We start from the raw sequence: 12,340 nt of genomic DNA, 5'->3' as shown, positions 1-12,340 counted from the left end.
AATTTTTAACACTTATTTAGTAAATAAATATCCACGCCCTTGTACGCGTATACTTGCACTTGGAAAATAAGTTTTGTTGGTATCTGTGTAATTAAGGTTATTGCTTTGTAAACGTGCGAGTGCATTGCCTCGTAAAGATACCTGTGCTGTTGTGTTAACTCTATCGATACACGCATAGAATCCAGTCATTTTGCCAGTATTACGTGTATTAAAGCTAGCAGTGTTTGGTGATACTTTTTGCCATGTGTTGTTATCAGTAGGACAAGTTGCCGCAGGTGCTGGTGTTGTATCATCAGTTTTGCTTTGATCAATAAAGTCAACAAGTACTGTGGTATCGGCAGTATAAGTTGCTGTGGCTTTTACCCAAGCATTCATTTTGTCTTTGATAGTCCCTACTCCATCCAGCTTAAATAAGGTAAAACCTGGACTAGGACAATTACCACTAATATATTTGCCAGTATAGCCAGTACAATCAACACCAGTACTAGCTGGTACACCATCTTTAATTTGCCATCTCGCAATCCGAGCTGCATTAGACCAAGTAGAACTAGAAGTAGCGTCTTTAATTAAATAATAGGCAACCAATGAGTATACAAAAGTATCATCTTTTTCGGTTCCTGTAATTGTAAGCGCTTGATTAACTAATTCTCGCTTCCAAAAGACAACGACAGGGACTCTATCTGTCGCGCTCGAATTAGGTAATTGACTTTTGATAGCTTCAATTCCGTCAGCATCATAAATATAAATTGCCTGTTGTAAATCACGGGCAATATAATCTAACGCAGCTTGAATTTCTTGCTCAGAATTTGCCTTTGCTTGCTCCTTTCGGTCTGTATCCATAATGTTAACCATGAATCCTAGCAACGGTGTGATGATGAGGAATGCCAGAATCATGGCAATCAACAGTTCAATCATAGTAAAACCGTTAACTTGCTGAACTAGCCTAGAGCGTTTTAGCTGGCTTTTGATTAAGAATTTTAGTGTACTCACCATATTGTGGAATTCTCTTTAGTGATAAATGCACAGTGAGCATCGCATAATGTGAAACTGCCTAGTTTTTTACTGGCAAGCTTGATTTGTTGCAGTACCCAGTCGTCGGCATAAAGCCTGAAATGTAGTGTAACTGTTGCCAATATCGGTTGTCATTTCGATTAATGGTGCTTGGCGATCGCCTAATCCACCTGTGAAAGTTTTTTGTGTTTTCTTATCATTATTCGAGTTCCCAGTATTGGCTGTTATAGTTTTACTAAAGTCAATATCTGTTCGATAAACCCTAATTGCTAGACGATAACCGTCGTTTACAGAACTATCTGTGACTTTAACTTGAGCAGCTTGAATGTAAAACTGCTCAAATGGCTTATCCCTACAACCTGTAGTACTAGTAGTAGTAATAGTGCCATCAGTAACCTTAAAGCAATACAAATTCGTATCACTTGGTTGCGGAACGGGCATCTCTGTACTGCTAATTAAATAGGCTGCTGCTTGAGTTGAATTTGAAACATTTCGGGTTGTAGTTGCATTTGCAGGATCGCGTGCAATGATTGTACTTGGCCCTGTAATTGCTCCAGTTCTGATGGCATCAATAAATGCTTTTGTCGCTTGAGTTGCAAGTTCCACTCGTCGAGACTGAACGCGGGTTGCTGTTGAGATGACGATCGCAGGTGTGATCGCTGCCATTAAAATAGCAACTATAACTATTGCTACCAAAGACTCAATAATCGTAAAACCAGACTCATCAGCAGGAATGATTTGTTGCTGTAGTTTGTGCTTAATCATTAACTTATCACCAGCTTCTGATACCAATTTGCATTCAAAAACGTAATTGAGAAATCTTACTCCCCTAAAGTGAAAGTTACAGTTTAGGAGAGTAGTATGAAGTTTTAAGATGGGCAGTTACTAGGACGTTGATCGGAATCGATTGCAGGAGTATATACAGGAGGAGTGCTAGTATCGGGTTTTTTCGCACACAACAAACTTTGCACCCATGCGTCATCTCGACCAACTTCCCGGAAGTACTCATCTGGCAAATCGTCTGGTATGGTTGCCAATTTTTGGGCTAATAAGTCAGGCGACTGAGATAGCAGCGCTACATCATAACCCCATTGCCGTGTAGGAGCCAGATAAAAAGGAGTTCTGCTGTTGTTGCCTTGAATCTTATACTTAAAACTATCAGATTGAGTTGATATAGATGTGTTGAATGGTGCTGTGGCATATGCACTTCGTTTAGTCTGGACGAAAGAGCCACTAATCCTAGCTTTAATGGCATCGCTTGTTCCTCCTGTTGGGTTCCAGTTTTCTAGCAAGCGCACAAAGTTGTGTAAACCACCATTGTCTTCTGTAGGACGCGCAGGGGTATCTCCAGCCACAGCAATTAAATTAAAGGTAGTTTCAGTAGCTGTTTGCAACCAATTATTGTGGGTTCCAGAGACAATATTATTAGTGTTGTCTGGGTCTTGAGGAGTAGCAAAGGGTTGGTTAATTTGTAGAACTGGTTCAAATCCACTGACAACACCAGCAGTTATAACAGGCTTCAGCCAGGGCATGAACACATCGGGTGATGGCTGTAATAGTGTTGTCCCTGTAGTTGATGTTCCTGACCCCAGAGTAAATTCTTGTACATTCTTACCAGGGGAATCAACTCCCAAGACTCTAAGAGGAGTAACTAATTGATGAGTAGTGGCATCACGTACAAAAGCAATTCTCCGAGGAGCATTTGCAGGAAAGCATGTCAGATCGCTTGCTGGGCTAAAAATATATCCTGTTTTTAATCGCTTATTGTCAGGGTCTCCATTTTTACCAATAATGTTACCGTCCCATGAATTATTTCCACCTCCATTTCCACACGATGTTGTAACAATCCAATTTAAAGGATCACTACAATCTGCTGGGTTACTTGCAGTGCAAATTTCGGTCAAATAACTCCCTGGTGGTATTTGTAGCGCAATTGGTGTCACAAAGTTGTTGAGGTAGGAACTACCTTGAACTCCTGTTGTAATTGAGTCAAAGTCTTTGGGTATTTTTGTAGCGGTGTCACGCCATTTAGCTACGGGGACAAAGCTATTGTATTGTGAGAAACCAGATGGTATTGGGAATGGAGCATCATAGCTATTACTCCAGTCATAATCTCCCTCATCGCGGTAGCCTAATCTAAAGTTATTAGAAAGTAAAGTAACAGAATCTGCCAATACAGATGCAGGACGCCATAGATCGCCAGTTGTACAGTTTGGTAGCCTTGTGTCATTTGGACGACAAGCGAAATTCGGATTGCGCTGTGCTTTGGCGCGAGTATAGAAATTGCTCCAATCATCTGACAATGCTGTTGTGAACTCTTCTTGGGTGTGAAGATTAAAGTTACCCTTAACGTAAACAGGCAAATTGGTAGCTAAAATCAACCCTTTCTCTACGTCTCGATAATTATTACTTGTGCCGCGACCGATTTGTGAGCCGTTGATGAGCATAATGGCATTAGGACGGCGCGTTGGGTCAAGCGTATAATCCACTGGGCTTTCAAGTTTTTGCGCCTCTGGATCTGTCTTTGTTGAACTCAAATCTGGCAGTGCATCATTGCGAGTAGCATAGATAATGCCACTATTTGGCAGTAAGTATTCTTGCGCTGGAGTTGCTGCACCATACGTAGTAGTGCGAAGCGAGTTGATATCTAATACTGTGGCGCGAACTTCTAAAGGTTGTCTGTCTTTTGTTGCAAGATCGTAATCAGTACTTGTAGTGGTTGTTTGATTTGCCTTAACCTGTCTTGCATCTAAAAAGGCAGTTTCTTGAATTGCACCGTGAGGAATAGGAGGTGTAGTGATTACTGGAGAAATACTGCCGTCTAAAATTTGTAGGGCGCAAATTGCAGCATGAATTGTAGATTGTTCCGAAAGAGTACGATTTGCTGCTGTTTTTGCTAAAGCTTTTGCTAGCAGTCCATCATCTATAGAACGTCCAGCTAAATAATCTGTATTAGCTGTATCAGTTATTGGACGTTTTGGATCTCCTTTTATATCTCCTTTTGGATATTTTAATTGAGATTGATAAGTCAGTATGGCCTGATAATCACTGACTGCCTTTGTTGGAGGCCCGTAAACTATGCCGTTGTTGGATAAACCACCTGTAGCTGAACTATTAGCATCTGAAGCCCAAGCTGGAAGTCCTGTTTGATTTTTAGCAGTAGTGCTATTAGTGGGGACGTAAAAGCTGCTTACACAAGCTATAGGCTGTGGACTTTGCTGGTCGTAACTAGTAGCTTTGTAGTGATAAACAGCTGTAGCTCGCATCCGCAGAGATGGTGTCTTAGTTGGATCGGCAATTTCGGGCCATTTATACTGTATTGAAGAGTAATTAGTTGCGCCTACAGCAGAGTAATCATACATCCAATATGGCTTAATAGTCTTTTGCGTGGGTGCTGGAGCTTGAGGCACTGGCATCAGATCAGACCAAATTTCTTTGGTAGCTGAAGTGAAAGTAGTACTTGCGGCTGTGTAACTATCAGGCAAATAAATCCCAGCACCAGTTACCACTCGTAAACCACCAACAGGGTCTTGTATGGTACTCGGAACTTGGGCTGCTGCTAGTTCCCAATCTTTATCTCGGTCTGTAGAGCCTAAATCAGCTAGTATTTGTACGCGAGAGCGGCGAGTGCGAGGTGTAGCAGGTGTTGTTGGTAGATCCCAGTTAACACCACTAATATTTTGGGTATCTTGGAAATTTGGGCCGACAAATTGGCTTTGATTGCTGTCCCACCAGATTTGAGGCAGATTATTACCAATTACAACCCTGTCACCCAAGGATTGTTCTTTTTCGCCATAGTCTTTTTCTAGTTTTGTGGGTTCCGTTGCACCAGGTATCAGTTTATTACTGCTGATATTTAGTGTTAAATTAGCGTAACCAGTACCCGTTTTCCCATCCGTGGGATCGGTAGGATACATCCAAGCATCTACAGGGCGTAGGGTATCGCCACTGCCTTGAAGCGGAGTAGTTGTGGCGTATGTACCTAATGCAACTGCTTCAGTGCTTCCAGCAGCAACTTCTTTGTAAGGTACGCGCCGGGTGCGTTTTTGAAAGTAAAGCTGTAGCTGTTGTTTGCGTAATGCGTCGTTTTCTGCTGTGGTGTAACTTGCTAAAGCAAGCTTATCTTTTTGTTGTTGAATACCTTTGGTAACTTCTGCGGGATCGGGATTTGTGGTAGCTATTTGGGCGTTAACTAGCCGAGTGATACGCTGAGTATAGGCAAGGCTGTTATAAGCCATGAAATTCGCTTCGTTTGATGCTGGAGTAGTTGATTTTGCAAAATCGACTTCAACAGGATCGGTAGCTTCTCCTTTTCTAAATAAATGCACTTTGGTGACATTGCCTAAGTCACTTGTATCTGTGAAGCCACCAGCACCCAAGTTTCCACCAATTACTATTTTGGCATTATCGTTATCGTAGAAACAGGATTCCTTACTGCTAACTTGAAATAGCTTGACACTATTTGCTGGCGAACCAGTGAGAAAATTACTATTGGTAAAAATTCGTCCATTTAATCTGAAGGCGGGGCCTGGGCTAAGTCCTATATCATCTTCATAAAGAACAGCATTATTAACTACAGGAATTTGGACACGTTCTTGTTGATACTCTAAAGCAGAAAAGCTTTTATTACCTTTGTAAAGTTCGTATTTAGTATTAGATGGTGTAGTAGTAATAGGAACAGTTGCTGTATAGACAAAAAAGGCTTTTTTCAACTTATTGCCCACTTTAAACCAGCCAGTATTACCTACTAAGGTAGCGCTTGTGCCTAGCGTATCTCCACAATCTCCACTGACATTACCAGCAGTCATTGGTAAAGTTCTTGCTTCTAATGGATTTCTGGCATATTTATATACACCAGCGTTTATGGGAGGATTTCTAAAGTAAATGCCATAAAGCGTGTAGCTATCAAACTTGCCATTGTTGTCAGTATCTAGAGGGTATAGCCATGCAGTATTTAGTGTCTTATCCTTTTCAGTAGTTTCAGTTCTTTTTGCTTTTTGATCGGTATTTAGAGCCAGTTGAAGTTGAGTTTCATCACCAAATGTATATTCATTGATATTGCCGCTCAAAGTAGAATACAACGCATCATCTGTTGGTGTGGCTCGTGGTAGTCGTCCGTCTTGAAACAGCTTATTTATTTTAGCTCTAGCTCGATCGATTGCTGGGGTAGCAGCATTTAGTGCAGCCTCATTTACTCGAACATTACTAGCATTTTTAGAGCGTTCAAAAGAGCGAAATAAAATTGCAGTTGTTAACAGTACAACAACTAAAGATACCATTGCTACCGTTGGTAAAACAAAACCAGCATTTCCTGCACCACGCCTTCTATTAGTTATAAAAATAGTTCTTAGAAACCAAATTATTTTCTTTTTTGTTGTAGATAAAAACTGATTACTAAGGTTTTTTAAATAAAATATTAGTGCCTTCAATAACTTGCGTTTTACAGACATAGAAGCTTCCCTGCTAAGTGTTTGTTTACGGATGTGAGGATATTTGAATTTATAGGTATTCAGCCTATTATTTAGGTTTTAGCTAAAAGTGAGACTTTTGATTTATGTAAAAGTTAACCTTGTTTAAACATTTTTAAAAATGTAGTAGTAAATTAACCTGTAGTAGTAAATTAACCAATACGATTTATTCACTTTATATCATAGGTTCATTTTTTGGTTAATACCGAAAAATACTGATCTTCTCGAAATTATTTAATTTATGTCCACTAAAGAGATAAAAATTTATTTTTATATAGAAGGCTGATATCACAGAAACAAAACCTACATTTCCAAGCTAATTAAGCTCACTTTCATAGAAAAATAGTATGACTTAAAATTAACTTTGTAGAAATCCATTTCATTCAAAGCTAGCTTTATGAAGATGTTGTCAGCATACTAAGGCTATAATACCCACGTGTTAAGGTAAAAATATCAGTTAGGGGCAAAATAATATGAAAAAACTTAAAACCTCCCTGTATTAGGGAGGCGGTAGAATAAATATTCATAATTTCAAGCAAATACGTAGTAATTAGGTTTAATAGTCAATAGCTGAATTACACTGTTGCTTGCACAGACTATAGGACTAGTATTTAATTTTTGAAACTACCGTTGTAGGTTTTTATATATGGTTGCTAAATCTGCTGCCTGCATATTTACTGTGCGAACAGGTTTAATACCTTGGCGCAATTTATTAAGTAAATTAGTATCTGTTGCTAATCGCTCAAGAGCTTGAGTCCAAGCTTTAGTATCATTAGCAGTTACTAACCAACCATCAATGCCATGTTTTACAAGTTCGGCAATACCCCCCAAATTGGAACCAATTACAGGGAGGCCGGCTTCATGGGCTTCTAAGACTACTATCGGCCCAGTTTCTAACCATTGGGAAGGTACAGCTAGGATGTCGTAATTGGCTAGAGCCTGGGGAAGTTCAACTCTAGTTAGTTGTTTCTCTATGCGAATTCGGGGGTCATTGTCAATTAGGTTAAAAATTTTTTGGCGATATCGTTCATCTTGCGCTATGCCATGAATTATCAATTCAATGGGAATCACCGCAGGTAAATCTTTAACTGCTTGGACTAAGATATCAATACCTTTATATATATCCCAGCGTCCTAAAAAAACTACTTTTAAAGTGCCAGATTGCTGTAATACCAGTGTTGATTTTTCTTGTGTAGCGTCAGAAATTCCGTGTCGAGAGAGAACGAGTTTTTTTTCAGGAATGCCGTTAATCAGTAGAGCTTCATAAAGCCAATCACACACTGCTACAATGCGGTCAGCATATTTTGCCATTTCTAGCAGACTTTTTTTGCGGGCAGTAACATAACCAGGGATCACAAAAGGACGCACAAATTGTCCTAAGTTGCCCTCGTCTACTGAGGCAGGAAGATAGGCACTTACAGGCAATGGAACTCTCCCTAAAATAGCTTCGGGCAGATAGCTAAAACCTTTGACCATTGCAGCAGGTAGCTTTCTGCTAAAACTATCAGCACACTGGGAACAACGCACCACATCTATTTTGCCATCACAAGCCTGTTGTCCATTGAACATCAGAGTAGTTCGCTGGCATAAGGGTAGAGGATAATGGATTGTTACAACTGTTGACAAGCCTAATTCTTTTGCCAAACGTAGATGAGGCAATCCACAAGATACTTCCCAATGGTGCTGATGGTAGATGTCTGCTTTTTGGTGAGATAGCCAATTAGCAAAATCTTCAAATTTTCCATGAGGAAATTGACCGTGATTCGGTTGTGTTCTAGGTACAGGGAATACAGGATATCGATAAACTTCTACATCGTTGTACTTGTAAGTATCACCATGTGGGGAACCTAATTTGGCGGCTGCTATCAAGATGTCAATATCATGCGATCGCTCCGCCAACGCTAAGAGCGATCGCAATTCTGGCAGTAAATCGTTGAGGTTTACTTGAATACCACCGCATTTATCTGGAAAATAACGAGCAAGAGCTTGGATTACTTTCATCGGGAGGAATCTCCAGGACAGGAAATCTGCTCTTGCTATTTTATTCGCTGTATTGTGAATTACCCAGTAATATCTGTACTCCAATCATGACTCTTGCCACATTTCTCGATTTTCGCACTATCCCTCAAGCTCAAGTGCTTTAGCCAATAAAGTCCAAAAGGTTTTTTCTTTCTTTGTATGAAACCACCCTGCTCTCCTTATTAAGGAGAGGGGGAGGCGATATGGATTAAGCGCTAAAGTATTTTGCTACTGGGTGGTAAGTAATAATTGCAGTGGTAGACTGTTCTGGATAAAGTTGTTCACTTTCATCCATATACAATTTAATTCTGTCAGTCTGCAATAATTCCAGTTGCTTGTATTGGTCTTGGATATTCGGGCAAGCTGGATAACCAAAACTATACCGTGAGCCACGATAGCGTTGTGCCAATATGTCCCGGATATTGTCGGGTTCTTCAGCAGTAAAACCTAATTCTCGGCGAATTCTGGCGTGTGTCCATTCAGCTACAGCTTCCGCAACCTGCACCGCCATACCGTGGAAATACAGATAATCGGTGTATTGATTAGCCGCAAACAGCTTTTGAGCGAACTCTGTGGCAATCTCTCCTACAGTCACCGCCTGCATCGGGAAGACATCAATAATTCCCGATTCCTTTGGTGCAAAGAAATCTGCTATGCACAGCCGCCTTAAAGACTTCTGTCTGGGGAATTCAAAAGTTGTAACCTGCTGTGATTGGTTCCATATATGTAGAGAATTCCCCTCAGCTTGACAAGGGAAATACCCATAAATCACCTGGGGATGCAACAGATTCTCTTCAATAATTCGCTGTTTCCAAGTTTCTAAAATTGGGTAGACTTTCTCAGCTAAGAAAGCCTGATATTCTTCCTTAGATTGTTCCTTTGGTTTGCGGAATTGCCATTGTCCAGCAACTAAAGCTTGTAAATCTAAGTGCCAGAATATTTCTTCAATGGGAATATCACTAGGCTGCAATAACTGTGTTCCCCAAAAAGGCGGTGTCGGACGTTCAATATCTATCGCTACAGCATCAGAACGTCTCGTATCTACTACTTTTGGTTCAGCAGATGTTTCTTCAGCAGTCTTAGCTTTTGGTTCTTTGTGACCATTTGTCGAAACTTCAGCAGTTTCTACTTCATTCAAAAATCCTTGCAAATCTTCCCAGTTACCAGTAGCTTTTGCTGGCATTAATTTATCCATGAAGTGCAAGTCAGAAAAGGCATCTTTGCCATAAACGACTTTACCTTTATAAGCCTTTTGGCAATCTTCATACACAAATTTGGGAGTCAGCGCTGCACCACCTAAAATTACGGGAACACTAATTCCCTTTTCGTTGAATACCTCCAAGTTCTCTTTCATGAAGGCGGTGGATTTTACCAGTAAACCACTCATAGCTATACAATCAGCTTTGTGCTGTTCGTAAGCGTTGATGATATTTTCTACCGGCTGTTTAATTCCCAGGTTAATCACCTTGTAGCCGTTGTTAGACAAGATGATATCCACCAAGTTTTTACCAATGTCGTGGACATCGCCTTTAACTGTGGCAATGATAAAAGTTCCCTTGGCATTGTTGCCTGATTCTGATTTTTCCATGAAGGGTTCTAAAAACGCAACTGCCGCCTTCATGGTTTCTGCTGATTGCAAAACGAAGGGTAGCTGCATTTGTCCAGAACCGAATAATTCCCCGACAACTTTCATGCCATCTAGCAGGAAGGTGTTGATAATTTCTAAGGGGGGATGTTCTTCTAAGGCTTTTTTCAGATGTTCTTCTAAGCCTATGCGTTCGCCGTCAATAATATGGCGTTTAAGTCGTTCTGGAATGGGGAGACTTTCATCTAAGGAGCGATCGCGTTTTGTTGTCACCCCAGCAAATGCTGTGGTAAGCTCTCCCAAAGGATCATAAACGCAGACGTTACCCTCAAATTTCCGCTCATCATAAATCAACTGGCGACAAATTTCTTGATGACGTTCGTCAATCTTCGAGAGCGGTAAAATTTTGTTAGCGCTGACAATGGCTGCATCCATTCCCGCCGTCGTCGCCTCGTGCAAAAACACTGAGTTCAGCACCATCCGCGAGGCTGGATTCAAACCAAAGGAAATATTAGAAACACCCAAAATCACATGACATCCAGGCAATCCTTCACGAATTCGCCGGATAGACTCAATTGTGGCTTTACCGTTTTCTCGGTCTTCTTCAATCCCGGTAGAAATTGGTAACGCTAGGGTATCAAAGAATATTTCTGTAGGTGGTATGCCAAATTCTACAGCTTGACGGTATGCGCGTTGTGCGATCGCAAACTTTTTGTCTGCTGTCCGCGCCATCCCATCTTCATCGATAGTACCAATGACTATACCAGCACCGTATTTCTTCGCCAACTCCAACACTTTTAAAAAGCGCGGTTCTCCATCTTCGTAGTTAGTGGAGTTCAGCAAACACTTACCACCGGCAACCTTTAAACCCGCCTCCATCTTTTCCCATTCGGTGGAGTCAAGCATTAAGGGCAGTGTCACATTATTAACAATGCGCGAAACTAATTCGTGCATATCCCGCACGCCGTCGCGTCCCACATAATCGACGTTGACATCGAGGATGTGTGCGCCTTCTTTGACTTGCGCCCTCGCCATTGAAACGAGTCCATCCCAATCTTCCGCATTTAGCAAATCGCGGCACTTCTTGGAACCACTGGCGTTGAGGCGTTCGCCAACAATCAAGAAGGAATTATCTTGGTCGTAGGGTTGAGTGGTGTAAATTGATGCTGCTGCTGGTTCTAAACTTGGCTGTCTAACTTTTGGCTTCAGGTCTTTAGCAAGTTCTGCCAATTGTTGAATGTGTTCTGGACGCGTCCCACAGCAACCCCCGATCACTTGGACACCCAAATCTTCAACAAAATGCATTAGCGACATCCGTAATTCTAACGGTGTCAGGCGGTAGTGCGCTTGACCGCCGACGTTTTCGGGTAAACCCGCGTTGGGTATACAGGAAACGATGAAAGGTGAATGTTCTGACAGATACTTGATGTGTGGTTTCATCAAGTCTGGGCCTGTGGCGCAGTTTAGACCAAGAATATCTATTGGGTAAGGTTCCAGAATTGTCAGCACAGCACTGATTTCTGAACCTACCAACATTGTGCCCATGCTTTCCATTGTTACAGAAACCATTAACGGGCGGCGATCGCCTTTTTTGGCAAACACTTCTTCAATTCCATTCAGCGCCGCCTTAATTTGCAGCACGTCTTGGCAAGTTTCCACCAAAAATAAATCAACACCACCATCCCATAGCGCCTCTGCTTGTTCGGCAAAAGTAGCTTTCATGGTGTCAAAGTCAATATGTCCCAAGGTAGGGAGTTTAGTTGTGGGGCCGATGGAACCTGCCACAAACCGGGGTTTTTCTGGCGTGGAAAATTCCGCAGCCACACGCTTGGCTAATTCTGCGGCTGTCTTGCTGAGGTAATACGCTTGGTCTGCCAAGTCATATTCTGCCAGCACCAGGGACGTACTGCCAAAGGTATCGGTTTCAATGACATCAGCACCAGCGGCGAGAAAGTCGCGGTGAACCTTAGCGACTGCTTCGGGTTTTGTGTGGACTAAGTATTCGTTACAACCTTCATACTGTGGGCCGCCGAAGTCTTCAGCAGTCAGGTTTTGGGTTTGCAGGTTAGTTCCCATCGCCCCGTCGAAGACGAGGACTGGGCTATCTGGACTACGCAGGCGTTCAAGGAAAGAATGAGTCATATTTTCCTAGAAGAAATGAGGACATCAAGTGAGTCTTGTGATACTCAACTTACTTTATTATTTTCCAAAATTTTGGGAGTTTCGGCAGTATGTAATGGAAAAATTTTGATATATA

General features: G+C 41.6%; 5 protein-coding genes. All 5 read right to left on the bottom strand.

The window, feature by feature from the left end; all coding sequences use genetic code 11:
• Window positions 1-12: 12 nt before the first annotated feature.
• A complete protein-coding gene (gene hpsC / locus FD724_RS00320) occupies window positions 13-990 on the bottom strand; it encodes a hormogonium polysaccharide secretion pseudopilin HpsC (protein WP_179075361.1) in 978 nt (325 codons plus the stop codon).
• A gap of 69 nt (window positions 991-1,059) precedes the next feature.
• Window positions 1,060-1,776 carry a hormogonium polysaccharide secretion pseudopilin HpsB gene (hpsB, locus tag FD724_RS00315; RefSeq protein ID WP_179071202.1) on the bottom strand — a complete coding sequence of 239 codons (717 nt, stop codon included), beginning with the start codon at window positions 1,774-1,776 and terminating at the stop codon, window positions 1,060-1,062.
• Window positions 1,777-1,880: 104 nt separating this feature from the next.
• Window positions 1,881-6,461 (bottom strand): hormogonium polysaccharide biosynthesis protein HpsA, encoded by a 4,581-nt coding sequence (gene hpsA, locus FD724_RS00310; protein WP_179071201.1) that lies wholly within the window; start codon window positions 6,459-6,461, stop codon window positions 1,881-1,883.
• 642 nt (window positions 6,462-7,103) lie between these two features.
• Window positions 7,104-8,480 (bottom strand): glycosyltransferase, encoded by a 1,377-nt coding sequence (locus FD724_RS00305; RefSeq protein WP_179071200.1) that lies wholly within the window; start codon window positions 8,478-8,480, stop codon window positions 7,104-7,106.
• Between the two features lie 226 nt (window positions 8,481-8,706).
• Window positions 8,707-12,225 (bottom strand): methionine synthase, encoded by a 3,519-nt coding sequence (metH, locus tag FD724_RS00300; RefSeq protein ID WP_179071199.1) that lies wholly within the window; start codon window positions 12,223-12,225, stop codon window positions 8,707-8,709.
• Between the last annotated feature and the right edge of the window lie 115 nt (window positions 12,226-12,340).

The sequence above is a fragment of the Nostoc sp. C057 genome (genome assembly GCF_013393925.1).
Classification (GTDB): domain Bacteria; phylum Cyanobacteriota; class Cyanobacteriia; order Cyanobacteriales; family Nostocaceae; genus Nostoc; species Nostoc muscorum_A.
Note: the sequence above shows the minus strand (reverse complement) of the source record. Positions and strands in the feature narration are given on the sequence as shown.

Bases quoted from the DNA above. Each gene is read 5' to 3' on its own strand.
- hpsB (WP_179071202.1), bottom strand. From the start codon at position 1,776: ATGATTAAGCACAAACTACAGCAACAAATCATTCCTGCTGATGAGTCT.
- hpsA (WP_179071201.1), bottom strand. From the start codon at position 6,461: ATGTCTGTAAAACGCAAGTTATTGAAGGCACTAATATTTTATTTAAAA.
- FD724_RS00305 (WP_179071200.1), bottom strand. From the start codon at position 8,480: ATGAAAGTAATCCAAGCTCTTGCTCGTTATTTTCCAGATAAATGCGGT.
- metH (WP_179071199.1), bottom strand. From the start codon at position 12,225: ATGACTCATTCTTTCCTTGAACGCCTGCGTAGTCCAGATAGCCCAGTC.